General features: G+C 54.0%; 25 protein-coding genes. 19 read left to right on the forward strand and 6 right to left on the reverse strand.

The window, feature by feature from the left end:
• Window positions 1-53 precede the first annotated feature (53 nt).
• From malK to ubiA, 5 genes are all read left to right on the forward strand, one after another.
• The gene (gene malK, locus NA197_RS17980; protein ID WP_000179176.1) at window positions 54-1,163 is read left to right on the forward strand and encodes a maltose/maltodextrin ABC transporter ATP-binding protein MalK; all 1,110 of its coding nucleotides are present in this window, start codon (window positions 54-56) and stop codon (window positions 1,161-1,163) included.
• 88 nt (window positions 1,164-1,251) lie between these two features.
• Window positions 1,252-2,610 carry a maltoporin gene (locus NA197_RS17985; protein WP_000973642.1) on the forward strand — a complete coding sequence of 453 codons (1,359 nt, stop codon included), beginning with the start codon at window positions 1,252-1,254 and terminating at the stop codon, window positions 2,608-2,610.
• 163 nt (window positions 2,611-2,773) lie between these two features.
• Complete coding sequence (malM, locus tag NA197_RS17990) at window positions 2,774-3,691, forward strand: maltose operon protein MalM (RefSeq protein ID WP_000782497.1); 918 nt, start codon at window positions 2,774-2,776, stop codon at window positions 3,689-3,691.
• A 180-nt stretch (window positions 3,692-3,871) separates the two neighbouring features.
• Complete coding sequence (ubiC, locus tag NA197_RS17995; RefSeq protein ID WP_000019219.1) at window positions 3,872-4,369, forward strand: chorismate lyase; 498 nt, start codon at window positions 3,872-3,874, stop codon at window positions 4,367-4,369.
• 13 nt (window positions 4,370-4,382) lie between these two features.
• Window positions 4,383-5,255, forward strand: a complete 873-nt coding sequence (gene ubiA / locus NA197_RS18000) for a 4-hydroxybenzoate octaprenyltransferase (protein ID WP_000455249.1) — start codon at window positions 4,383-4,385, stop codon at window positions 5,253-5,255.
• Between the two features lie 98 nt (window positions 5,256-5,353).
• On the opposite strand, the gene plsB is transcribed toward ubiA, so the two are convergent.
• Window positions 5,354-7,774 (reverse strand): glycerol-3-phosphate 1-O-acyltransferase PlsB, encoded by a 2,421-nt coding sequence (plsB, locus tag NA197_RS18005; protein WP_000017360.1) that lies wholly within the window; start codon window positions 7,772-7,774, stop codon window positions 5,354-5,356.
• Between the two features lie 170 nt (window positions 7,775-7,944).
• Here plsB and NA197_RS18010 point away from each other — a divergent pair, with 170 nt between their 5' ends.
• From NA197_RS18010 to NA197_RS18030, 5 genes are all read left to right on the forward strand, one after another.
• Entirely contained in the window at window positions 7,945-8,313 is a 369-nt protein-coding gene (locus NA197_RS18010) for a diacylglycerol kinase (RefSeq protein WP_000002900.1), read from the forward strand.
• Window positions 8,314-8,421: 108 nt separating this feature from the next.
• Window positions 8,422-9,030 carry a transcriptional repressor LexA gene (lexA, locus tag NA197_RS18015; protein WP_000646079.1) on the forward strand — a complete coding sequence of 203 codons (609 nt, stop codon included), beginning with the start codon at window positions 8,422-8,424 and terminating at the stop codon, window positions 9,028-9,030.
• 178 nt (window positions 9,031-9,208) lie between these two features.
• Window positions 9,209-10,534, forward strand: coding sequence for an MATE family efflux transporter DinF (gene dinF, locus NA197_RS18020; protein ID WP_001128113.1), 1,326 nt, complete (start codon window positions 9,209-9,211; stop codon window positions 10,532-10,534).
• Window positions 10,531-10,644, forward strand: a complete 114-nt coding sequence (locus tag NA197_RS18025; protein WP_001575282.1) for a hypothetical protein — start codon at window positions 10,531-10,533, stop codon at window positions 10,642-10,644. Before dinF ends, NA197_RS18025 begins: the two co-directional genes overlap by 4 nt.
• Window positions 10,645-10,665: 21 nt before the next feature.
• Window positions 10,666-10,875, forward strand: a complete 210-nt coding sequence (locus NA197_RS18030; RefSeq protein WP_001030592.1) for a CsbD family protein — start codon at window positions 10,666-10,668, stop codon at window positions 10,873-10,875.
• Window positions 10,876-10,974: 99 nt separating this feature from the next.
• Here NA197_RS18030 and zur read toward each other — a convergent pair whose 3' ends face one another.
• The gene (gene zur / locus NA197_RS18035) at window positions 10,975-11,490 is read right to left on the reverse strand and encodes a zinc uptake transcriptional repressor Zur (RefSeq protein WP_000416271.1); all 516 of its coding nucleotides are present in this window, start codon (window positions 11,488-11,490) and stop codon (window positions 10,975-10,977) included.
• Between the two features lie 246 nt (window positions 11,491-11,736).
• On the opposite strand from zur, the gene NA197_RS18040 reads away from it, so the two are divergent.
• The 3 genes from NA197_RS18040 (at window position 11,737) to pspG (ending at window position 14,543) form a co-directional block, all read left to right on the forward strand.
• Window positions 11,737-13,047, forward strand: a complete 1,311-nt coding sequence (locus NA197_RS18040) for a conjugal transfer protein TraF (protein ID WP_001039335.1) — start codon at window positions 11,737-11,739, stop codon at window positions 13,045-13,047.
• Between the two features lie 87 nt (window positions 13,048-13,134).
• Entirely contained in the window at window positions 13,135-14,133 is a 999-nt protein-coding gene (gene dusA / locus NA197_RS18045; protein ID WP_001182234.1) for a tRNA dihydrouridine(20/20a) synthase DusA, read from the forward strand.
• A gap of 167 nt (window positions 14,134-14,300) precedes the next feature.
• Window positions 14,301-14,543, forward strand: coding sequence for an envelope stress response protein PspG (gene pspG, locus NA197_RS18050; protein ID WP_000891414.1), 243 nt, complete (start codon window positions 14,301-14,303; stop codon window positions 14,541-14,543).
• Window positions 14,544-14,717: 174 nt separating this feature from the next.
• Here pspG and NA197_RS18055 read toward each other — a convergent pair whose 3' ends face one another.
• Window positions 14,718-15,701 carry a quinone oxidoreductase gene (locus NA197_RS18055; protein WP_000235555.1) on the reverse strand — a complete coding sequence of 328 codons (984 nt, stop codon included), beginning with the start codon at window positions 15,699-15,701 and terminating at the stop codon, window positions 14,718-14,720.
• Window positions 15,702-15,765: 64 nt separating this feature from the next.
• On the opposite strand from NA197_RS18055, the gene dnaB reads away from it, so the two are divergent.
• The 6 genes from dnaB to NA197_RS18085 all read left to right on the forward strand — a co-directional run bounded on the left by dnaB (window position 15,766) and on the right by NA197_RS18085 (window position 21,475).
• Window positions 15,766-17,181, forward strand: coding sequence for a replicative DNA helicase (gene dnaB, locus NA197_RS18060; protein ID WP_000918353.1), 1,416 nt, complete (start codon window positions 15,766-15,768; stop codon window positions 17,179-17,181).
• A 31-nt stretch (window positions 17,182-17,212) separates the two neighbouring features.
• Complete coding sequence (gene alr, locus NA197_RS18065) at window positions 17,213-18,292, forward strand: alanine racemase (RefSeq protein WP_001147301.1); 1,080 nt, start codon at window positions 17,213-17,215, stop codon at window positions 18,290-18,292.
• Between the two features lie 185 nt (window positions 18,293-18,477).
• Window positions 18,478-19,671, forward strand: coding sequence for an aromatic amino acid transaminase (gene tyrB / locus NA197_RS18070; protein WP_000486910.1), 1,194 nt, complete (start codon window positions 18,478-18,480; stop codon window positions 19,669-19,671).
• A 186-nt stretch (window positions 19,672-19,857) separates the two neighbouring features.
• The gene (aphA, locus tag NA197_RS18075; RefSeq protein WP_000724435.1) at window positions 19,858-20,571 is read left to right on the forward strand and encodes an acid phosphatase AphA; all 714 of its coding nucleotides are present in this window, start codon (window positions 19,858-19,860) and stop codon (window positions 20,569-20,571) included.
• A gap of 128 nt (window positions 20,572-20,699) precedes the next feature.
• Window positions 20,700-21,116 (forward strand): secondary thiamine-phosphate synthase enzyme YjbQ, encoded by a 417-nt coding sequence (locus NA197_RS18080; protein WP_000270393.1) that lies wholly within the window; start codon window positions 20,700-20,702, stop codon window positions 21,114-21,116.
• A 2-nt stretch (window positions 21,117-21,118) separates the two neighbouring features.
• A complete protein-coding gene (locus tag NA197_RS18085) occupies window positions 21,119-21,475 on the forward strand; it encodes an MmcQ/YjbR family DNA-binding protein (protein WP_000155665.1) in 357 nt (118 codons plus the stop codon).
• Here NA197_RS18085 and NA197_RS18090 read toward each other — a convergent pair whose 3' ends face one another.
• The 3 genes from NA197_RS18090 to uvrA all read right to left on the reverse strand — a co-directional run bounded on the left by NA197_RS18090 (window position 21,476) and on the right by uvrA (window position 25,213).
• Window positions 21,476-21,814, reverse strand: coding sequence for a hypothetical protein (locus NA197_RS18090; RefSeq protein WP_000146595.1), 339 nt, complete (start codon window positions 21,812-21,814; stop codon window positions 21,476-21,478).
• The gene (locus NA197_RS18095) at window positions 21,801-22,256 is read right to left on the reverse strand and encodes a hypothetical protein (RefSeq protein ID WP_438796698.1); all 456 of its coding nucleotides are present in this window, start codon (window positions 22,254-22,256) and stop codon (window positions 21,801-21,803) included. Before NA197_RS18095 ends, NA197_RS18090 begins: the two co-directional genes overlap by 14 nt.
• 131 nt (window positions 22,257-22,387) lie before the next feature.
• Window positions 22,388-25,213, reverse strand: a complete 2,826-nt coding sequence (gene uvrA, locus NA197_RS18100) for an excinuclease ABC subunit UvrA (RefSeq protein WP_000357724.1) — start codon at window positions 25,211-25,213, stop codon at window positions 22,388-22,390.
• Window positions 25,214-25,276: the final 63 nt, after the last annotated feature.

Here is a 25,276-nt window from a genome sequence, read left to right on the forward strand (position 1 = left end):
AGGCCATCATGAATGTTGCTGTCAATGACAGGTTGTAACGAAGGGAGAAAGGCATGGCGAGCGTACAGCTACGAAATGTAACGAAAGCCTGGGGTGACGTGGTGGTATCGAAAGATATTAACCTCGATATCCATGACGGGGAGTTCGTGGTGTTTGTCGGACCGTCAGGCTGTGGTAAATCGACCTTGCTGCGTATGATCGCCGGGCTTGAAACCATCACCAGTGGCGACCTGTTTATCGGGGAAACCCGTATGAATGATATCCCGCCTGCCGAGCGCGGCGTGGGCATGGTATTCCAGTCTTATGCGCTCTATCCCCATCTCTCCGTTGCAGAAAACATGTCTTTCGGCCTCAAGCTGGCGGGCGCCAAAAAAGAGGTAATGAATCAACGCGTCAACCAGGTGGCGGAAGTGCTGCAACTGGCGCATCTGCTGGAACGTAAGCCAAAAGCGCTTTCCGGCGGGCAGCGTCAGCGCGTAGCGATTGGCCGCACGCTGGTGGCGGAGCCGCGTGTGTTTTTGCTGGATGAACCGCTCTCTAACCTGGATGCCGCGCTACGCGTGCAGATGCGCATTGAAATTTCTCGCCTGCATAAACGTCTGGGCCGCACGATGATTTACGTCACCCACGATCAGGTCGAGGCGATGACCCTGGCCGACAAAATCGTGGTGCTGGACGCCGGTCGCGTCGCGCAGGTCGGTAAGCCGCTGGAGCTGTACCACTATCCGGCGGACCGTTTTGTCGCGGGCTTCATCGGCTCGCCGAAGATGAACTTCCTGCCGGTGAAAGTGACCGCCACCGCGATTGAACAAGTCCAGGTCGAACTGCCGAATCGCCAGCAAATCTGGCTGCCGGTCGAAAGTCGCGGCGTGCAGGTCGGCGCCAATATGTCTTTAGGTATTCGGCCGGAACACCTGCTGCCGAGCGATATCGCCGATGTCACCCTGGAAGGTGAAGTCCAGGTGGTCGAGCAGTTAGGGCACGAAACACAAATTCATATCCAGATCCCCGCCATCCGTCAAAACCTGGTTTATCGCCAGAATGACGTGGTGCTGGTAGAAGAGGGCGCCACATTCGCTATCGGCCTGCCGCCAGAGCGCTGTCATCTGTTCCGCGAGGATGGCAGCGCATGTCGTCGTCTGCATCAAGAGCCGGGTGTTTAAGGCCTCCATAAAAAAACGAAACGCAAAACCATTCGCAGTTTTAGAAGGTGGCAGCGTTTAAAGAAAAGCAATGATCTCAGGAGATAGAATGATGATTACTCTGCGCAAACTCCCACTGGCGGTTGCTGTCGCAGCGGGCGTAATGTCCGCTCAGGCAATGGCTGTCGATTTCCACGGTTACGCCCGTTCCGGTATTGGCTGGACGGGAAGCGGCGGCGAACAACAGTGTTTCCAGGCAACGGGTGCCCAAAGTAAATACCGTCTCGGTAACGAATGTGAAACCTATGCGGAACTGAAACTGGGCCAGGAAGTGTGGAAAGAGGGCGATAAGAGCTTCTATTTCGACACCAACGTCGCCTATTCGGTTAACCAGCAGAACGACTGGGAATCGACCGATCCCGCCTTCCGCGAAGCGAACGTGCAGGGTAAAAACCTGATTGAATGGCTGCCGGGCTCTACCATCTGGGCCGGTAAGCGCTTCTATCAGCGTCATGACGTACACATGATCGACTTCTACTACTGGGATATTTCAGGTCCTGGCGCAGGTATCGAAAATATCGATCTGGGCTTCGGTAAGCTTTCGCTGGCGGCGACCCGCTCTACTGAAGCGGGCGGCTCTTACACCTTCAGCAGCCAGAATATTTATGATGAAGTGAAAGATACCGCTAACGACGTCTTTGACGTACGTCTGGCTGGTCTGCAAACGAACCCGGACGGCGTACTGGAGCTGGGCGTTGATTACGGTCGCGCCAATACGACCGATGGTTATAAGCTGGCTGATGGGGCATCGAAAGACGGCTGGATGTTCACCGCCGAACACACGCAAAGCATGTTGAAAGGCTATAACAAGTTTGTCGTGCAATATGCCACCGATGCCATGACCACGCAGGGTAAAGGCCAGGCGCGCGGTTCCGACGGTTCTTCATCTTTCACTGAAGAATTGCCTGATGGAACCAAAATTAATTATGCCAATAAGGTCATCAACAATAATGGCGATATGTGGCGTATTTTGGATCATGGCGCCATCTCGCTTGGTGATAAATGGGATTTGATGTACGTCGGTATGTACCAGAATATCGATTGGGATAATAACCTGGGTACTGAGTGGTGGACCGTGGGCGTACGTCCAATGTACAAGTGGACGCCAATCATGAGTACCCTGCTGGAAGTCGGCTACGACAACGTGAAATCTCAGCAGACCGGCGATCGTAACAATCAATATAAAATCACCCTGGCGCAACAGTGGCAGGCGGGCGACAGCATCTGGTCGCGTCCGGCTATCCGTATTTTCGCCACCTACGCGAAATGGGATGAGAAATGGGGCTATATCAAAGACGGTGATAACATTTCCCGTTATGCCGCAGCGACTAACTCCGGCATTTCCACCAACAGCCGTGGCGATAGCGATGAGTGGACCTTCGGCGCCCAGATGGAAATCTGGTGGTAATACGATGGTCATCTGACGTAACGAGGGGCGCAAGCCCCTCTGAAACATCAGGTCTGATGATGCTTGTAAGCCGAATAAGGCGCCAGCCGCCATTCGGCGATATGTTTGGGTTGGCGCGCTATTGCCTGGCTACCGCTGAACCCGCCTTATTGAGGTGAGAATAATGAAAATGAAGAAAAGTCTCGTCGCCCTCTGTTTAACCGCAGGGCTGTTCGCCAGCGTGCCGGGTATCAGCCTGGCGGAAGTGAACTATGTACCGCAAAATACCAGCGCCGCGCCCGCTATTCCTGCTGCTGCGCTACAGCAATTAACCTGGACGCCTGTAGATCAGTCAAAAACGCAGTCTACCCAACTGGCGACTGGCGGCCAGCGCCTTGACGTCGCCGGAATTACCGGCCCGGTCGCCGCTTATAGCGTTCCGGCGAATATCGGCGAGCTGACATTAACTCTGACCAGCGAGGTCAATAAGCAAGCCAGCGTTTTTGCGCCAAACGTGTTGATTCTTGACCAAAATATGACGCCTTCGGCGTTCTTCCCCAGCAGTTACTTTACTTATCAGCAGCCGGGCGTCATGAGCGCAGACCGGCTGGAAGGCGTGATGCGCCTGACGCCTGCGTTGGGGCAGCAGAAACTCTATGTTCTGGTGTTTACGACCGAAAAAGATCTTCAGCAAACCACTACGCTGCTCGATCCGGCAAAAGCCTATGCCAAAGGCGTCGGCAACTCTATCCCGGATATTCCCGATCCAGTTGCTCGCCATACCACTGACGGCGTGGTGAAACTGAAGGTGAAAACCAACAGTAGCTCCAGCGTATTGGTCGGGCCGTTGTTTGGCTCGTCCGGTACCGGGCCGGTAACGGTAGGCAATACCGCCGCGCCGGTCGCTGCGCCAGCGCCAGTCGCGCCGAAGAAAAGCGAGCCGATGTTGAACGATACGGAAAGCTACTTTAATAAAGCGATTAAGGATGCCGTAGCGAAAGGCGACGTCGATAAGGCGCTGAAACTGCTTGATGAGGCCGAACGTCTGGGATCGACATCTGCCCGTTCCACCTTTATCAGCAGTGTAAAAGGCAAGGGGTAATTATTTCCCCACAGTGCTGATTTTGCAGCAACTGGTGCGTCTCCTGGCGCACCTTTTTTTATCATTTCATGCGAATTGTTATTTTTTTGTTGCGCAACAGATCACTTAATTGTGATTGCGCCCCCCGTAATGTCTTTTCTGAGATACAATGACTTTAGGTTATGAATCGGAGAGTAAGGCATGTCACACCCTGCGTTAACGCAACTGCGTGCGCTGCGCTATTTTGATGCGATTCCTGCGCTTGAACCCCATTTGCTGGACTGGCTGTTGCTGGAAGATTCTATGACTAAACGTTTTGAGCAGCAGGGAAAGCGGGTAAGCGTGACGCTGATTCGGGAAGCGTTTGTCGGCCAAAGTGAGGTCGAGGAAGCATCAGGTTTACTGCCATCCGAATCCCGCTACTGGTTACGTGAGATACTGCTTTGCGCTGACGGCGAGCCCTGGCTTGCCGGACGTACCGTGGTACCGGAATCCACGCTGTGCGGACCTGAACAGGTCTTACAACATCTGGGTAAAACCCCGCTTGGACGTTATCTATTTACATCATCGACACTGACCCGCGATTTTATTGAAATTGGACGCGATGCAACGCTGTGGGGGCGCCGCTCTCGACTGCGGTTGAGCGGAAAACCGCTGTTGCTTACCGAGCTTTTTTTACCTGCATCGCCGCTGTACTGAGAGGAAGATAAAGATGGAGTGGAGTCTGACGCAGAGTAAGCTGCTGGCGTTTCACCGTTTGATGCGTACAGATAAGCCTATTGGCGCGTTGCTGCTGCTCTGGCCGACGCTTTGGGCACTATGGGTGGCGACGCCGGGTATGCCTCAGCTGTGGATTTTGGCGGTTTTTGTCGCTGGCGTGTGGTTAATGCGCGCGGCGGGCTGCGTGGTAAATGATTATGCCGATCGTAAATTTGACGGACATGTAAAACGTACGGTCAACCGGCCTTTACCCAGCGGCGCCGTGACAGAGAAAGAGGCGCGCAACCTGTTTGTGGTGCTGGTGCTGCTGGCGTTTCTGTTGGTGCTGACGCTGAACGCCATGACGATTCTGCTTTCCGTAGCGGCGCTGGCGTTGGCCTGGGTTTATCCCTTTATGAAACGCTACACCCACCTGCCGCAGGTCGTGCTGGGGGCCGCTTTCGGCTGGTCAATCCCCATGGCGTTCGCCGCGGTGAGCGAATCCCTGCCGTTGAGCTGCTGGCTGATGTTCCTCGCCAATATTCTCTGGGCGGTGGCTTACGATACGCAATATGCGATGGTCGACAGAGATGATGATATCAAGATAGGCATTAAATCGACTGCGATCTTGTTTGGTCGTTATGACACATTGATTATCGGGATTCTGCAGCTTGGCGTCATGGCGTTAATGGCGCTGATCGGCTGGTTGAATGGTCTGGGATGGGGATATTACTGGGCTGTGCTGGTGGCGGGCGCGCTGTTTGTCTACCAGCAAAAACTGATTGCGAACCGTGAACGTGAAGCCTGCTTTAAAGCCTTTATGAACAATAACTACGTTGGCCTGGTGCTATTTTTAGGGCTGGCGATGAGTTACTGGCACTTCTGATGTCATGCCGGGCGAACCCGGCCTACAAAACCAAAATTTTCAATACGTCATATCAGTTGCCCGATGAGCTTGCACTATCGGGCATTTCAGGCACTGGCTTACTCGCCCTGCGTCGCGCTTTCAATCGTCAGACGGACATCAGAGGTAATTAGATCGGCAAGCATCTGATATATCTTCATCGTTTCTGCCGGTTCGGCATCGCCCGTATCACTGATATAACCCTCATCCCGTAGCGTCAACACGAGTGAACTGAACACCGCTTTGTCGAAAAACTCCGGCGCGTTAATACCGTGCAGGACAGACAGACGTTGCGCCACGGTACGGCTTTCTTTCTCCAGCGTACTGCGGTTGATGGACGGATTGGCGCTCAACAGCCAGAACGTAATGGCATAACGCTGTAGCGTTTCGCGCGCGCCTGCCGCCAGCAGTTGCAGCGTACGGGAATGCGTCGGGTTGATATGCAGTTCATCATCCTGCAGGGTAATTAGCCCCTGACGCTGCATTTCACTGGCCAGCGCGTCAATGACCGAGGCTAACTCCTCGCGCTCCCAGCGCAGGAACAGCTCCGCTTTTAACATCGGATAGAGCGCTTCAACATGCTGCTGCAACGCATCACGCGAAATGCGACGATGCTGGGTGATAATCGCCGCCATCAGCGAAGGCATAATCAACATATGCGCGATATTGTTACGATAGTAGGTCATCAACACCGCCTGCTCGCGCGGCAGAATGATGATATCGCCAATGGTGTCTTTCTCGACCTCAAACTTATTCATCTGCAGCGCGTGAGCGATAAGCTCGCCAGCGCTGGCGGCAGGAACGGTTGAGTCTGTGGAATAAGGGACATTGCGCATCAGATCGAGATAGCAATCAAGCTGCTCGGTGAGCTGCTCGCGGGTGAGCGAGCGCTGACGCGACGCTAACAGCGCGGTACAACACAGGTTCATCGCGTTTGCCGCGCCAGCGTTGTTAATACGCACCATCAGATCGGCGGCGATACTATTTACCGTCGGCGTCAGCCAGGCTGGGCGTATGGCCTCTATAGGGTCGATAGATTCGCGCCACTCCGGCACATGCTGGTTCAGGTACGTCATGAGCGGCATCGGTTCGCCAAAGTTAACGTAGCCCTGACCCAGATTGCGCAGCTTGCTCAAGCCTTTCAGCATCTGCGGCAGACTCTCTTTCTCTTTTGTCGCGCCGCGCAGTTCTTTCGCATAGGTGCCCACTTCCATGACGTGCTCATAGCCGATGTAAATAGGCACTAACGTAATTGGACGGGTACCGCCGCGCAGCATCGCCTGGATAGTCATCGACAGGGTGCCGGTTTTCGGGTCTAACAAACGTCCGGTACGCGAACGTCCTCCTTCAACAAAATACTCAACCGAGTAGCCGCGGCTGAACAGTTCGCCCAGGTATTCGCGAAAGACGGTGGAATAGAGTTTATTCCCCTTAAAGGTGCGACGAATAAAGAACGCGCCCAGACGACGGAAAATCGGGCCAGCGGGCCAGAAATTAAGGTTAATACCGGCGGCAATATGCGGCGGAACCAGTCCCTGATGGTACAGCACATAAGAAAGGAGCAAGTAGTCCATATGGCTGCGGTGACAGGGTACATAGACGATTTCATGCCCGTCGTGCGCCAGTTGGCGTACGCGCTCGGCGTTATGCACGTTAATTCCCTGGTAAAGACGGTTCCAGGTAAACCCCAAAATCCTGTCGGTCAAACGAATCATCTCGTAAGAGAAGTTCGCCGCGATCTCTTCCATCAGCGCAATGGCGTTTTGCTGCGCTTTTTCATGAGAGATTTTCTTACTGCGCGCTTCGTCTTCTACCGCGCGGGCGATCGCTTTCGAGGCCAGCAGTTTGTTAAACAGATCCTGACGGGCGGGCAGGCGTGGGCCAACCGCCGCCAGGCGCTGGCGGGCAAAGTGCATACGCGCCACGCGAGCCAGCTTCTGCGCGATGATTTTATCGGTGCCGTGTTCATCAGCCATGCGACGCAATGAGACGGACGGCGAGAATCGGACAAAGCTATCGCGACCCAGCCAGGAGATGGCAAAGAATTTCTGTACGCCGTTCAGCATACGTAAAGGCGGGTTATCTTCTCCCTTTTCACGACCCGGCGCGCGGCCAAACATCACGGAAACGGGCACCATCTGCACGTCCAAAGCCGGATTACTCCGATGCAGATCGAGATAATCGTGAAAAAGTTTCACCGACTCTTCTTTTGGCGTGTAATAGGTAAAGACACGCGGTCCGCCGTGAATAAATACATAGCGTGGCAGCAGCGCGCCGTCGATCTCCAGCGGCTCCAGCGGATCCGGGAGATCGTGCGCCAGACATTGCGCCCGCAGCGTCAGTAAGTCCGCTTTTGAGTTGTATGGCAAGACATACATAATGGGGCGAGAAGTATCGAGCCCCAATTCCTGGGCGGGTTCCGCCGGAATAGACTTGCTTTTTACCAGTATGCTTAATGGTAAATTCAGTAATTTGTAGTAAATTCGTGGCCAGCCGGACATAAACGATGTAAAGCCTCTGGTTAATAATGCAAATGCGGTGCAAGGATATCAGAAAGTTTAGCGAATTTCTGTTGTATCCCGTCATACTTCGCGCTGCGTTACGGCAGTCCGAATCGTGCAGGGCAACCGTATAATGTCATTGACGTTAATAATGTAAAAAGGTTCTTTTGATGGCCAATAATACCACTGGATTCACCAGAATTATCAAAGCGGCAGGATATTCCTGGAAAGGATTTCGCGCCGCATGGACTCACGAAGCGGCGTTTCGCCAGGAAAGTATCGCGGTATTGCTGGGCGTCATCATCGCCTGCTGGCTGGATGTGGATGCGATTACCCGTGTGTTATTGATAGGTTCCGTTTTACTTATCATGATTGTTGAAATCCTCAACAGCGCTATTGAAGCGGTCGTGGACCGCATCGGTTCTGAATACCATGAGCTTTCCGGCCGTGCGAAAGATATGGGATCGGCTGCGGTGCTACTGTCTATTTTCGTTGCCCTGATGACCTGGGGCATCCTGTTATGGTCACATTTTCGATAAAGGTTCCAAATTTTATAAATCTCTTGTTTTTTGCGCCGTTTGTGGTTCCAAAATCACCTTTAACTGTATATACTCACAGCATGACTGTATATACACCCAGGGGGCGGAATGAAAGCGTTAACGGCCAGGCAACAAGAGGTGTTTGATCTCATCCGGGATCACATCAGCCAGACAGGTATGCCACCGACGCGTGCGGAAATCGCGCAGCGTTTGGGGTTCCGTTCCCCAAACGCTGCGGAAGAACACCTTAAAGCGCTGGCGCGCAAAGGGGTGCTTGAAATCGTTTCCGGCGCATCGCGAGGTATCCGTCTGTTACAGGAAGAAGAGGACGGATTACCGCTTGTCGGGCGTGTCGCGGCGGGTGAACCGCTTCTGGCGCAGCAGCATATTGAAGGCCATTACCAGGTCGATCCTTCACTGTTCAAACCCAGCGCCGATTTCCTGCTGCGCGTGAGCGGTATGTCGATGAAAGACATCGGTATTATGGATGGGGATTTGCTGGCGGTACATAAAACGCAGGACGTCCGTAATGGCCAGGTGGTTGTCGCTCGCATTGACGATGAAGTGACAGTAAAACGCCTGAAAAAGCAGGGAAATAAAGTGGAGCTGCTGCCGGAAAACAGCGAGTTTACACCGATAGTGGTGGATCTGCGCGAACAAAGCTTTACGATTGAAGGGCTGGCGGTAGGCGTCATTCGCAACGGGGAATGGTTGTAATCTCGTTTTAATCTCCTTGTAAGCCGTCATCCGGCAATCGTGCAGCCTGATGGCGCTGCGCTTATCAGGCCTACGGGAATGCAGTTCCTGAGATGATTAATTTGTAGGCCGGATAAGGCGTTACGTTGCCATCCGGCAATGCGCTCGTTTCGTTTAACTCCTTGTCAGGCTTTTCTCCATGCCGCTTTTTACCTCCTCTGATAAAGCTCTCTGGCGTCTTGCGTTGCCGATGATTTTTTCTAACATCACCGTCCCCTTACTGGGGCTGGTCGATACGGCGGTGATTGGTCATCTGGACAGCCCGGTTTTCCTGGGCGGCGTGGCGGTGGGCGCGACTGCCACCAGCTTTCTTTTCATGCTGCTGCTATTTCTACGTATGAGCACCACCGGCCTAACGGCGCAGGCATTTGGCGCCAAAAATCCGCAGGCGTTAGCCCGGGCGCTCATTCAACCGTTATTGCTGGCGCTGGGCGCTGGCGTGATGATTGTGCTATTTCGCACGCCGCTTATCGAGCTGGCTTTACATATTGTCGGCGGGAACGACGCTGTCCTGGTGCAGGCGAGACGCTTCCTTGAAATTCGTTGGCTAAGCGCTCCCGCGTCACTGGCGAATCTGGTGCTGCTCGGTTGGCTGTTAGGCGTTCAGTATGCGCGGGCGCCGGTTATCTTGTTGGTCGTGGGCAATATCCTCAACATCGCGCTCGACCTGTGGCTGGTGATGGGGCTTCATATGAACGTGCAGGGCGCCGCCCTGGCGACGGTCATCGCAGAATATGCCACGTTACTGATCGGACTCATGATGGTACGTAAAGTTCTCCATCTCCGCGGTGTGTCGCTGGATATGCTAAAACAGGCCTGGCGCGGCAACGTGCGCCGCCTTTTGGCGCTCAATCGCGATATCATGCTGCGCTCATTGCTCCTTCAGCTTTGTTTTGGCGCAATCACGGTGTCAGGCGCGCGGCTGGGCAGCGATATTATCGCGGTAAATGCAGTCCTGATGACCTTACTCACCTTTACGGCCTATGCGCTGGACGGTTTTGCTTATGCGGTGGAGGCGCACTCCGGTCAGGCTTACGGCGCGCGTGACGGTAGCAAGCTACTGGACGTCTGGCGAGCGGCGTGTCGTCAGTCAGGAATTGTGGCCTTGTTGTTTTCCACAGTCTATGCCCTGGCAGGCGAACATATTGTCGCGTTACTGACCTCATTGCCGCAAATACAGCTACTGGCGGATCGGTATCTTATCTGGCAGGTGGTATTACCGCTGGTGGGCGTATGGTGCTATCTGCTCGATGGTATGTTTATTGGCGCGACGCGCGCTGCCGAAATGCGCAATAGCATGGCTGTCGCCGCGGGAGGATTCGCGCTGACGCTCTTCGCCCTGCCGGTATTAGGAAATCATGGTTTATGGCTGGCATTAACCGTGTTCCTGGCGCTTCGCGGTCTGTCGTTGAGCCTTATCTGGCGTCGTCACTGGCGCGAGGGTACATGGTTTGCCAGATCGTGACGGTTAAAAATTCTGAATATAAAACCGAAGGCCGAATTCCTGCCTACAATTATTATCACGTCCAGCAGAAATTGCAGTGCATTTGGGCGAATAACACCTGCTATTCCTAACCGAATGATGAGGACAAGATGATGAATAAAGACGAAGCCGGCGGTAACTGGAAACAGTTTAAAGGTAAAATGAAAGAACAATGGGGCAAACTGACCGATGACGATATGACCGTTATCGAAGGTAAACGCGACCAACTGGTAGGTAAAATCCAGGAGCGTTACGGTTACCAGAAAGATCAGGCGGAAAAAGAGGTTGTTGACTGGGAAACCCGTAACAACTATCGCTGGTAATATGTTTTCCCCTACCAGGAGTACATGGATGTGCCTCCCACTGTTTGCTTATGAATGCGGGCGTGCCCCTCTCTACTGCCGCCCGTTTTTCCGTTCAGGCTAACGTGGTTTTTTCTTCACCAGCACCGAGTGATCGTGACCACAGTCGCCCGGATGGCGACACGCTTCCACTTCTACGCACGCAGGGCACAGACCGTGCGCCTCAATAACGTTATGTCGTAGCGCAAAGCCCATTTTAGCCGCCAGCGTATGCATGATGTCTTCCACGCCCTCGGCACACTCTTCCTTCACCACGCCACAACGATCGCAGATAAACATGGCCGAGCTGTGCGTCGGCTGGTCGAACAGGTGGCAAACCACATAACTATTGGTGGATTCCACTTTATGGACAAAACCCTGTTCGAGCAAAAAATCCAGCGCGCGGTAAATGGTGGGCGGTTTGGCCTGTGGTTCCGTTTCGCGCAGCAAATCGAGCAAATCGTATGCGCTAATGGCACCCTGTTGCAGACTCATCAGGCGCAGCACTTCGAGGCGCTGAGGCGTCAGGCGCACGTTGCGCTGCGCGCAGAGTTTTTCAGCTTGCGCCAGTAACTCTTGCGTTGTGGTCTTTTCCATGTAGCACCTCGAATGGCATGAAAGTCTAATCCGTTACTTTACCACGAGCTGCTTAAAACTCTGAAATTACCCCGCGACAATATATCGCCTGCTAAGCTTTTCCGCGCCAGTATTCTCATCTATACATAATGAGGGTCGATATTATAACAACAGGATTTAACATCACTATTTCACAGCAATAGTTCGCCTCTGTCCGGTAAAGCGTGGCGGAGGGATTACTTCACCTGATAATAAGATGGGCTAACTGTGAACAAAAACGTCAAACTTTCACTGATTGCTATCGCGGTCTCGCTTTTTATGGCAAAGCAGGCGAGCGCCGCCAATACCTGGACGGAAGCGCGTAATGACGCAATGGGCGGGACGGGCGTTGCGTCCGCGAATTATGGCAGCGGAGTACTATTAAATCCGGCGTTACTGGCAAAAGCCAAACCGGAAGACAATATCACTGTTGTCCTTCCTGCGGTCGGCGTCCAGATTACGGATAAAGACAATCTCCAGGATGAAATTGACGATATCAGCGATAAAGTGGATTACTACGATGAGGTCGTCGATAACCTTACGCTGGGGCAAATTCTGCTCAATCCGCGAGGCGTGCTGAATCAATTTCAGGGCGCCGCGCGCGACCTGGCCGATGAGCTGGAATATCTCAACGGAAAAACCGCCCGCGCCAATGCCGGCGCCGGGTTGGCGGTAAGTATTCCAGGGCAAACGCTTTCCGTGGCGTTTATCGCCAAAGGTTATGCGCATGGGCGCGTGAGTTCGTCCATTGATCAGAACGATATTCAGTATCTGCGCGATATCCAGCATGATGAACGTGTCGCGCTTCGTGAAGCAGGACGCGCTGCTTTGCTGGGGTCTGACGAAATTACAAAGCATTTAAACTCTACCGCGTCGGGGCGGGTAGCGATTGTATCTGACTACGGTATTGCGCTGGCGAAGCAGTTTGTGGTGGGCGAGGTGCCTGTTTCCATTGGCGTTACGCCAAAACTGCAAAAAACCTGGCTCTATAACTACACCACCTCAATTTATAACTACGACAGTAGCGACTGGAATAGCAGCCGCTATCGCAATGACGATACGGGTTTTAACATTGATGCGGGGCTTGCTGCCGATATCGGTGAAAACTGGACGCTGGGGCTGAGCGGGCAAAATCTGGTATCTCGCGATATCGATACGAAAGATATTTACATCACTAATGGTATGACGGGAGAAACCACCAACTACAAAGATACATACCAAATCCGCCCCCTGGTTACCGCGGGCATCGCATGGCATAACGATTTGCTGACCGTAAGCGCCGATGGCGATCTGACGGAAACGAAAGGCTTTAAGAGCGAAGACAATTCACAGTACGTTGGCGTCGGCGCTGAAGTTCGACCGTTGTCATGGCTGGCGGTGCGCGCAGGGTATCGTGCGGATGTGAAAAATAACGATAGCAATGTGGTTACCGGCGGTCTTGGCTTTGCGCCCTTTAACCGTGTGCATCTCGATTTAATGGGACTGTACGGCGAAGATGAAACCTGGGGGGCAGGCGCGCAGCTTACAATGACATTCTGAGGTGCTTTCACCGGAGGCGCTACGCCTCCGGTTTAGCGTTATGCTATAGTAACGCCCCTTTTTTAACCGGATGCTTATTTATTCGCCATGCAGCCTGAAACCCAGTCCTCCGCTTTACCTGCTTATCGCTTCTCCATCGCGCCTATGCTCGACTGGACGGACAGACATTGCCGCTATTTCCTGCGTTTGCTGTCTCGCCAGACGCTGCTCTACACCGAAATGGTGACCACGGGCGCGATTATTCACGGTAAGGGTGACTATCTGGCTTATAGCGAAGAAGAGCATCCGGTCGCTCTACAGCTTGGTGGAAGCGATCCGGCTCAGCTTGCGCATTGTGCAAAGCTGGCGGAAGCGCGTGGCTACGATGAAATTAACCTCAACGTGGGGTGCCCTTCCGATCGCGTGCAAAATGGTATGTTTGGCGCCTGTTTGATGGGCAATGCGCAACTGGTCGCCGATTGTGTTAAAGCCATGCGTGATGTCGTCTCGATTCCGGTGACGGTAAAAACCCGCATTGGTATTGACGATCAGGACAGTTATGCGTTCCTGTGTGATTTCATTAATACGGTTTCCGGTCAGGGCGAATGCGAGATGTTTATTATCCATGCGCGCAAAGCCTGGCTTTCTGGCTTAAGCCCGAAAGAAAATCGTGAGATCCCGCCGCTGGATTACCCGCGCGTCTATCAGCTAAAGCGGGATTTTCCGCACCTGACCATGTCCATTAACGGCGGCATCAAATCTCTGGAAGAGGCGAAGGAGCACCTGCGCCATATGGATGGCGTCATGGTTGGCCGCGAAGCTTATCAGAATCCGGGTATACTGGCCGCGGTGGATCGGGAGATTTTCGGCGCCGATACCACCGATGCCGACCCGGTTACGGTGGTTCGCGCGATGTATCCCTATATTGAGCGTGAATTGAGCCAGGGAGCGTATCTGGGGCATATCACTCGCCATATGCTGGGGTTGTTCCAGGGCATCCCCGGCGCGCGGCAGTGGCGTCGCTATCTGAGCGAAAACGCCCATAAAGCTGGCGCGGATGTTGCTGTACTGGAGCAGGCGCTAAAACTGGTAGCAGACAAGCGTTAAAAGTTCGCCAAAAATTAGTCAATCTCACCACGCTCTGTGCAGTCTTGCAGGGCGTTTTCTTTATATATCAAAAACATAAATATTGGCATGATTTTTGTAATAGCTTACCTGACCAAACCCGGTAATCGCCGTGCCGCCGGGCAATGCCATTTTTATGGGGAGCGACTATGCTGGAACTACTTTTTGTGCTTGGCTTTTTTCTGATGTTAATGGTGACGGGCGTCTCCTTGCTGGGCATTCTGGCCGCGCTGGTTGTAGCGACTGCCGTCATGTTCCTGGGTGGAATGTTCGCCCTGATGATCAAGCTGTTACCGTGGCTACTGCTGGCGGTGGCTGTGGTGTGGGTGATCAAAGCAGTAAAAACGCCAAAAATCCCACAGTATCAGCGCAATAACCGTCGGTTTTACTAAGGTATTGAGCGGTTCGTCACAACCTGGAACTTTGCCCTCACAAGCAAATAGGAATCGATTATTAAATCTGTCATGATTGCGCAGGTAACGAATTCATCGCGCTGTACCCTACATACAGCCGAACAAAAAAAGAAAGGGCTTCCCGGGTGGAAGCCCAATTTCTTTGCAGAGCTATTACGGAATCAGCAGGCTTGAGCCCTGTGTGGCCCGGCTTTCCAGCACTTCATGCGCGCGACGGGCATCTTTTAACGCATAGCGTTGATTTTCAGCCACATCGACTTTAATCACGCCGCTGGCGATCAATGAGAACAATTCATTGCTGGCTTCGGTCAGTTCTTCACGCGTCGTAATATACCCCTGTAGTGAAGGGCGCGTGGCATACAGAGAACCTTTCTGATTCAGAATACCTAAATTCACGCCGGTGACGGGGCCGGACGCATTGCCGAAACTGACCATCAGTCCCCGTCGTTGCAGGCAGTCCAGTGAGGCTTCCCAGGTATCTTTCCCCACGGAGTCATAGACCACGCGGACTTTTTTGCCGCCGGTGATCTCTTTTACCCGTTCGACAATGCTCTCCTCACGGTAATTAATTACCTGCCAGGCACCGGCGTCCAGCGCCCGCTGCGCTTTTTGCGCGCTACCGACGGTACCGATAAGCTTCGCGCCCAGCGCTTTTGCCCATTGGCAGGCGATCAGACCGACGCCGCCCGCAGCGGCATGAAACAGGAAGGGTTCGTCGGGTTTCACTTCATAGGTTTTGCGCAACAGGTAAAAAACGGTCAACCCCTTGAGAAAAGAGGCTGCCGCCTGTTCGAAGGAAATGGCGTCAGGTAAAATCGCGGCTTTATCTGCGGGGACGTTATGGACGGAACTGTAAGCGCCGAGCGTTGACTGCGCGTAGACGACGCGATCGCCCACGCGAATGTGCTCCACGCCGTTGCCGACTTTACTGACCACACCCGCAGCTTCGGTTCCCAGGCCCGCAGGCAACGACGGGGGCGGATAGAGTCCGCTACGGATATAGGTGTCGATGAAGTTGATACCAATGGCTTTGTTCTCAACCTGGATTTCGTGTTCCGCCGGTTCCGTTGGCGTAAACTCCACGGTCTGAAGCACTTCCGGACCACCATGCTTGTGAAATTCAATACGCGTTGCCATGCTTCCTCCAAAAGAAATGTGGTAATCTTTCGACCCAATCACTATCTCGGTAACTCCATTCACTATGGCAGGAAATAAACCCTTCAACAAACCACAGACTGATGCCCGCGACCGCGATCCGCAGGTTGCCGGGATAAAAGTGCCGCCGCACTCGATTGAAGCGGAACAGTCGGTGTTGGGCGGTTTAATGCTGGATAACGAGCGCTGGGACGATGTGGCCGAGCGCGTGGTGGCGGAAGATTTCTATACCCGCCCGCATCGCCATATCTTTACGGAGATGGGGCGCTTGCAGGAAAGCGGCAGTCCTATCGACCTGATTACGCTCGCGGAATCGCTGGAGCGGCAGGGCCAACTGGACAGCGTCGGCGGCTTCGCCTATCTGGCGGAGTTGTCTAAAAATACGCCAAGCGCGGCGAACATCAGTGCTTATGCGGACATTGTGCGCGAACGCGCCGTGGTCCGCGATATGATCGCGGTGGCGCATGAAATTGCGGATGCCGGTTACGATCCACAGGGGCGCAATAGCGACGAACTGCTGGATCTGGCGGAGTCGCGCGTCTTCCAGATCGCGGAAAACCGGGCCAACAAAGACGAAGGTCCGAAAAGCATCGACCAGATTCTCGACGCTACCGTGGCGCGTATTGAGCAGTTGTTCCAGCAACCGCACGATGGCGTTACAGGCGTGGATACCGGCTATCAGGATCTCAATAAAAAGACGGCAGGGTTACAGCGTTCGGATTTGATTATCGTCGCGGCGCGCCCCTCCATGGGTAAAACCACTTTTGCGATGAACCTCTGCGAAAACGCGGCGATGTTGCAGGATAAACCGGTACTGATCTTTAGTCTGGAGATGCCCGGCGAACAGATCATGATGCGTATGCTGGCCTCGCTGTCCCGCGTCGATCAGACACGTATTCGTACCGGTCAACTCGATGATGAAGACTGGGCGCGAATCTCCGGCACGATGGGCATTCTGCTGGAGAAACGCAATATGTATATTGACGATTCCTCAGGTCTTACGCCGACAGAAGTCCGTTCGCGCGCGCGGCGTATTTTCCGCGAACATGGCGGGTTAAGTCTGATTATGATCGACTACCTGCAATTGATGCGCGTGCCGTCGCTTTCTGATAACCGTACTCTGGAAATCGCCGAAATTTCCCGCTCGTTGAAAGCGCTGGCAAAGGAACTCCAGGTGCCGGTCGTGGCGCTATCGCAGCTTAACCGCTCCCTGGAACAACGCGCGGATAAACGTCCGGTGAACTCCGACCTGCGTGAATCCGGCTCTATTGAACAGGATGCCGACTTAATTATGTTTATCTACCGTGATGAGGTTTATCACGAGAACAGCGACTTAAAAGGCATTGCTGAAATTATTATTGGTAAGCAACGTAACGGTCCTATCGGTACGGTTCGTCTGACGTTCAATGGTCAGTGGTCGCGCTTCGATAACTATGCGGGACCGCAATACGATGATGAGTAACTCTCCGTCATTCTTTTAACAAGGAATTCAAATGCAAGCGGCAACAGTCGTCATTAACCGCCGCGCTCTGCGACACAACCTGCAACGTCTGCGTGAACTGGCGCCTGCCAGTAAGCTGGTTGCGGTGGTGAAAGCGAACGCTTATGGACACGGTCTTCTGGAGACCGCGCGAACGCTCCCTGATGCTGACGCTTTTGGCGTGGCGCGTCTTGAAGAGGCTCTACGTCTGCGAGCGGGCGGGATCACGCAGCCTATCCTGCTGCTGGAGGGTTTTTTCGACGCCGCCGATTTGCCGACCATTTCCGCGCAATGTCTGCATACCGCCGTACATAATCAAGAGCAGCTTGCCGCCCTGGAGGCGGTGGAGCTGGCGGAGCCGGTAACGGTCTGGATGAAGCTGGATACCGGTATGCATCGTCTCGGCGTGCGTCCCGAAGAGGCGGAGGCGTTCTACCAGCGTCTGACGCACTGTAAAAATGTACGCCAGCCGGTGAATATCGTCAGCCATTTTGCCCGTGCGGATGAGCCGGAATGCGGCGCTACCGAACATCAGCTCGACATTTTTAATGCCTTCTGTCGGGGTAAACCCGGGCAGCGCTCTATTGCCGCGTCTGGCGGTATTCTGCTGTGGCCGCAGTCTCACTTTGACTGGGCGCGTCCGGGCATAATTTTGTATGGCGTATCGCCGCTGGAACACAAACCCTGGGGGCCTGATTTTGGTTTTCAGCCGGTGATGTCCTTAACCTCCAGTTTGATCGCGGTGCGTGACCACAAAGCGGGCGAACCGGTGGGCTACGGCGGGACATGGGTGAGTGAGCGCGACACGCGCCTGGGCGTGGTGGCGATGGGGTATGGCGATGGCTACCCACGAGCGGCGCCTTCCGGTACGCCAGTACTGGTCAATGGTCGTGAAGTCCCGATTGTCGGGCGGGTGGCGATGGATATGATTTGCGTGGATTTGGGGCCAAACGCGCAGGATAACGCGGGCGATCCGGTGGTCTTATGGGGTGAAGGTCTGCCGGTTGAACGTATCGCTGAAATGACAAAAGTAAGTGCTTACGAACTTATCACGCGCCTGACCTCAAGGGTGGCGATGAAGTATATTGATTAAATACGCGGCAGGCCGGGTGGCGCCTGCGCTTATCCGGCTTGTATCGCGCATTGGCTGTAGGCCGGATAAGACGTTCACGCCGCTATCCGGTAATATGCGCATCCACCACAACATCCTCTCGATCTTCTCGTCCTTCCGGTTTATTGTGTTATTTCCTGCCCTCTGTAAACCTGGAGAACCATCGCGTGTTTCAAAAAGTTGACGCCTATGCCGGCGATCCGATTCTTTCACTGATGGAGCGTTTTAAAGACGACTCCCGTCACGACAAAGTAAATCTGAGCATTGGCCTGTATTACAACGAAGACGGGATTATCCCACAGCTTAAAACGGTGGCCGAAGCCGAAGCCCGGCTTAACGCGCAGCCGCATGGCGCTTCGCTGTACCTGCCGATGGAAGGACTCAATACTTATCGCCATACTATCGCGCCTTTGCTCTTTGGCGCCGATCACCCGGTTCTTCAGCAACAGCGCGTGGCTACTATCCAGACATTAGGCGGTTCCGGCGCGCTGAAAGTGGGCGCGGATTTCCTTAAGCGTTATTTCCCCGACGCAGGCGTATGGGTGAGCGACCCCACCTGGGAAAACCATATTGCGATATTTGCCGGGGCAGGATTCGAAGTGAGTACTTACCCCTGGTATGACGACGCGACTAACGGCATCCGTTTTAACGATCTGCTGGCCACGCTGAATACGTTACCTGCGCGCAGTATCGTGTTGCTGCACCCCTGTTGTCACAACCCGACCGGGGCGGATTTAACGCCTTCGCAATGGGATGCGGTGATTGAAATAGTGAAAGCGCGCGATCTGATTCCGTTCCTTGATATTGCCTATCAGGGGTTTGGCGCAGGCATGGACGAGGATGCTTACGCTATTCGCGCCATTGCCAGCGCTGGGTTACCTGCGTTAGTCAGTAATTCTTTTTCGAAGATTTTCTCGCTGTACGGCGAGCGCGTCGGCGGCCTGTCCGTGGTGTGTGAAGATGCTGAAATTGCCGCGCGGGTTCTGGGACAGCTAAAAGCGACGGTGCGCCGAATTTACTCCAGTCCGCCGTGTTTCGGCGCTCAGGTGGTCGCTACGGTCCTGGGCGATGAGGCGTTAAAAGCGGGCTGGCTGGCGGAAGTCGACGCGATGCGTAACCGCATTATATCGATGCGCCAGACGCTGGTGAAGGAGCTGAAGGCGGAGATGCCTGACCGCAACTTTGATTACTTGTTACAGCAGCGCGGTATGTTCAGCTATACCGGGTTAAGCGAGGAGCAGGTCGAGCGGTTGCGCGATGAGTTTGGCGTTTACCTGATTGCCAGTGGCCGCATGTGTGTCGCCGGGCTTAATGCTTCAAATGTACACCGCGTGGCGAAGGCATTTGCCGCTGTCATGTAATATTCAGGCCGGACGGCGATAACAGTGCCCTCCGGCCTGACAATAGCTGTTGTGATCATCCTCTTTTTTCGTAACAAAACCGCAGATAATCCTTCCTTTTGACCGTTACTGGCGTTATGGTCAGATAGTTTTTTGAGCAAAGACTCATCTTAATAATTATAATATTTTGAATTTTAAGGGAAAAGCATGAAAAAAATAACCCTGGCGCTGAGTGCCGTCTGTTTGTTGTTTACGCTAAACCATTCCGCGAATGCGTTAGTATCTTCCCCTTCGACGCTCAATCCGGGCACTAATGTTGCAAAACTCGCGGAACAAGCGCCTGTCCATTGGGTCTCTGTCGCCCAGATTGAAAACAGCCTCACCGGACGCCCGCCGATGGCGGTCGGCTTTGATATTGACGACACCGTGTTATTTTCCAGCCCCGGATTCTGGCGCGGAAAGAAAACCTACTCCCCGGACAGCGACGATTATCTGAAAAATCCGGCCTTTTGGGAAAAAATGAACAACGGCTGGGATGAGTTCAGTATTCCAAAAGAAGTGGCCCGACAGCTCATTGATATGCATGTTCGCCGTGGCGACAGTATTTACTTTGTCACTGGTCGTAGTCAGACGAAAACGGAAACCGTGTCGAAAACGCTGGCGGATAACTTCCATATTCCGGCGGCGAATATGAATCCGGTGATTTTCGCCGGCGATAAACCGGAACAAAATACGAAAGTACAGTGGCTGCAGGAGAAGAACATGCGTATCTTCTACGGCGATTCGGATAACGATATTACCGCGGCTCGTGATTGTGGTATCCGCGGTATTCGCATCCTGCGCGCGGCTAACTCCACCTACAAACCGCTGCCGCAGGCAGGAGCGTTTGGCGAGGAAGTCATTGTCAACTCGGAGTACTAAAAATCAGGAGAGCGACAGGCTCTCCTTTTTTGCATGATTTTTGCACAAACTTGCCCCGCTGGCTTTTACCTTTTCCAGACTTGCTGCACACTATTCAGGAGACGTTTGTTTTTAGGAAGGAGCAGCCTATGTGGTATCAGCGCACCATTACACTGAGCGAGAAGCCGCGCGGGTTTCATCTGATAACAGATGAAATTACCGATAAATTGTCTGGCTTACCGCCTGTCGAAACGGGTTTGCTGCATCTGTTGTTGCTACATACCTCGGCCTCGCTGACGTTAAACGAAAACTGCGATCCTACCGTGCGCGCTGACATGGAGCGCCATTTCCTGAAAACCGTTCCCGATAATGCGGCGTATGAACATGACTACGAAGGCGCGGATGACATGCCTTCGCATATTAAGTCGTCAGTATTGGGCGTCTCGTTGCTGCTGCCTGTACGCCAGGGGCGTTTACAGTTAGGAACATGGCAAGGTATCTGGTTGGGAGAACACCGTATTCACGGCGGTCCACGTAAAATCATCGCGACACTACAAGGGGAATGATAATGACCATTTCGGAATTACTGCAATACTGCATGGCAAAACCTGGCGCAGAGCAGAGCGTTCACAGCGACTGGAAAGCGACGCAAATTAAAGTGGAAGATGTACTTTTCGCGATGGTAAAAGAAGTTGAAGGACGCCCGGCAGCCTCTCTCAAAACCAGCCCGGAACTGGCAGAGTTGTTACGCCAGCAGCACAGCGATGTACGACCGAGTCGGCACCTTAATAAAGCGCACTGGAGCACGGTCTATCTGGACGGCTCGCTGCCGGATTCACAACTCTATTATCTGGTCGATGCCTCTTATCAACAGGCGGTAAATGCGCTGCCGGAAGATAAACGCAAGCAGTTGCCGCAGTCCTGATTATAGCGCGCCGACCAACAACGCCAGGGCGATATCAATGAGGCGGATGACCGTAGACCGGATACGGCTGCCAAGGGCGATTTGCGCATTATTGGCGCGTAGCCTGGCGAGGTCCCGCTGTCCTTCCAGCAGAATAATCATATCATCGTCGTCCAGCCAGCCGCGAGCATGTTCCTGAAGCGCGCGGGCGATAAACGCGGCGGACTCGCGGATACCGTCGTCGCTGTCTTCTCTTGCCTGCTTATACGTCTGGATAAACTCGGCAATCGCCGAGGACGCTACAGGGTGTTCGGCCTGGGCGGTGGTTATCAGGTAATGTATTTCGTTAATAGACGCCATTTTCTTCTCCCTGAGTGCAGCGGGCGCCCCAATGCAGACACTCACCCTGTATGGCTAATTTCCAGACCTGATTATTTTGCTGTTGGTATCTCTCTGCCTGGAAGTGAGTAAGTGGTTGCTTACGTTGCATAACCCGCGCATAAAGACGCAAATAGTGATTTTTCAGCAGCGCCAGATTATCGAGTCGGTGTTTATCCCCACCTTGACGGGCGACCCGCTCAGCCTGAAAAAATGTCTGGCGGATATCGCGGTCATCCTTGAGCAGTGTCTCTTTTTGCCACGGTATTCGCGCCGCGTCCTGCAGGAAGCGGGTTGAGCGCGCTTGTAATAGCGTCAGTTGTTGAAAAGCCACGGCGCTAAAGCGGTCAGGCAGCGTACAGGCGGCTAAAAACAGGCACAGCAGTAGTGTGATTGCGTAGGGCAACTTCATGGTGTTTTCCATAACAGACCGTTTGCGCTATCACATGTCAGAGCGAGGCGGCACGCAAATCACAAATGCTCAACACGGATACAATGAGGTGGGATGAGGAAAAATGATGCCGCTTCCCGGCGAATCGGAAAGCGGCGTGAAGGTTATTTGAGCATAGGTTTAAGGAAGCGGGCGGTATGCGACGCCTCGCACTCCGCCACGGTTTCCGGCGTACCGGCGACGAGAATTTCGCCGCCGCCGCTGCCGCCTTCCGGGCCGAGGTCGACAATCCAGTCCGCCGTTTTAATGACGTCCAGGTTGTGTTCGATCACCACGATGGTGTTGCCCTGATCGCGCAACTGATGCAGAACGTCAAGCAACTGCTGAATATCGGCAAAGTGCAGGCCGGTGGTTGGCTCGTCGAGAATATACAGCGTCTGCCCGGTGCCGCGCTTCGACAGTTCGCGCGCCAGCTTCACGCGCTGGGCCTCGCCGCCGGAAAGCGTTGTCGCCGACTGACCAAGACGGATATAGGTCAGCCCCACGTCCATCAGCGTCTGCAGCTTACGCGCCAGCGCCGGAACCGCATCAAAGAACTCACGCGCTTCTTCAATGGTCATATCCAGTACTTCGTGGATGGTCTTGCCTTTGTACTTAATCTCCAGCGTTTCCCGGTTATAGCGCTTGCCTTTGCACTGGTCGCACGGCACGTAAATATCCGGCAGAAAGTGCATTTCGACTTTAATGACGCCATCGCCCTGGCACGCTTCGCAGCGACCGCCGCGCACGTTGAAGCTGAATCGCCCTGGCGTGTAGCCGCGCGAGCGAGACTCCGGCACGCCAGCAAAAAGCTCGCGAACCGGGGTAAAGACGCCCGTATAGGTCGCCGGGTTGGAACGCGGGGTGCGCCCGATTGGGCTCTGGTCGATATCGATCACTTTATCGAAATGTTCCAGCCCCTGAATATCCCGATACGGCGCCGGTTCGGCGATAGTCGCCCCGTTTAACTGACGCTGGGCGATGGGGAACAGCGTGTCGTTAATCAGCGTCGATTTACCGGAACCCGAGACGCCGGTGATACAGGTAAACAGCCCTACCGGTAGCGTAAGGGTCACATCTTTCAGGTTGTTGCCGCGCGCGCCGGTGAGTTTGAGCACTTTTTCTGGATTTGCCGGCACGCGTTGTTTCGGCACTTCAATTTTGCGTTTACCGCTCATGTACTGGCCGGTCAGCGATTCCGGTACCGCCATAATGGCTTCCAGCGGGCCTTCCGCCACCACCTCGCCGCCGTGAACGCCCGCGCCGGGGCCAATATCGATCACATGGTCGGCGGCGCGAATGGCGTCTTCATCGTGTTCCACCACAATCACGGTATTGCCAAGATTGCGCAGATGAATCAGCGTACCCAGCAGCCGTTCGTTATCGCGCTGGTGCAGACCGATGGACGGCTCATCCAGCACATACATCACGCCGACTAACCCGGCGCCTATCTGGCTCGCCAGACGAATACGCTGGGCTTCGCCGCCGGAAAGCGTCTCTGCCGAGCGGGAGAGCGTGAGATAGTTCAGGCCGACGTTCACCAGAAACTTGAGGCGATCGCCGATCTCTTTTAGCACTTTTTCGGCGATTTTCGCTCGTTGCCCGGAAAGCTTGAGATTAGTGAAAAAATCCATCGCATGGCCAATGCTCATATCGGAAATAGCAGGCAGCGGCGTATTTTCCACAAATACATGGCGCGCTTCGCGATTCAGTCGCGTGCCTTCACAGCTGGCGCAGGGGCGATTACTGATGAACTTCGCCAGCTCTTCGCGCACCGCGCTGGATTCCGTCTCTTTATAACGGCGCTCCATATTATGCAGCACGCCTTCGAACGGATGGCGGCGCACGGAGGTATCGCCGCGATCGTTCATATATTTAAATTCAATGTTCTCTTTGCCGGAACCGTACAGCACGACTTTATGTACGTTGGCGCTGAGGCTTGCCCACGGCGCATCTACGTCGAACTTATAGTGTTCCGCCAGCGACTTGAGCATTTGAAAGTAGTAAAAATTGCGACGATCCCAACCACGAATCGCGCCGCCTGCCAGCGACAGGTCGGGATTCTGGATCACGCGGTCCGGATCGAAATATTGCTGAACGCCGAGGCCGTCACAGGTCGGGCAGGCGCCTGCCGGGTTGTTGAACGAGAACAGACGCGGTTCCAGCTCGCGCATACTGTAGCCGCAAATCGGACAGGCAAAATTGGCGGAGAACAGAAGCTCCTCCGCTTTCTCATCGTCCATATCGGCAACAACCGCCGTGCCGCCGGATAATTCCAGCGCCGTTTCGAACGACTCCGCCAGGCGTTGGGAAAGATCGTTGCGAACTTTGAAGCGATCGATCACCACCTCAATGGTATGTTTCTTTTGCAGCTCCAGCTTCGGCGGATCGGAGAGATCGCAGACTTCGCCGTCAATACGGGCGCGAATGTAACCCTGGCTTGCCAGATTCTCCAGCGTTTTGGTGTGTTCGCCTTTACGCTCTTTAATAATCGGCGCCAGCAGCATCAGACGTTTGCCTTCCGGCTGTGACAGCACGTTATCGACCATCTGGCTAACGGTTTGCGCCGCCAGCGGCACGTCATGATCCGGACAACGCGGCTCGCCTACGCGGGCAAACAGCAGGCGCAGGTAGTCGTGGATCTCGGTAATAGTACCCACCGTAGAGCGCGGGTTGTGCGATGTCGATTTCTGTTCAATTGAGATCGCGGGCGATAGCCCCTCAATATGGTCGACATCCGGTTTTTCCATGAGCGACAAAAACTGCCGCGCGTAAGCGGAGAGCGATTCAACGTAACGACGCTGCCCTTCGGCATACAGAGTGTCGAAAGCCAGTGAGGATTTGCCTGAACCCGAAAGCCCGGTCACGACAATCAGTTTGTCGCGGGGGATGACGAGGTTAATATTTTTGAGATTATGGGTGCGGGCGCCCCGAACTTCGATCTTATCCATTCACCTTTCCCGGTAGAGACTCGGATGCCTGGTTTGTTTGAAGGACAAACGGCAGAAACGGCT

This window comes from Salmonella sp. NW884, from assembly GCF_051700745.1.
Classification (GTDB): Bacteria; Pseudomonadota; Gammaproteobacteria; order Enterobacterales; family Enterobacteriaceae; genus Salmonella; species Salmonella enterica.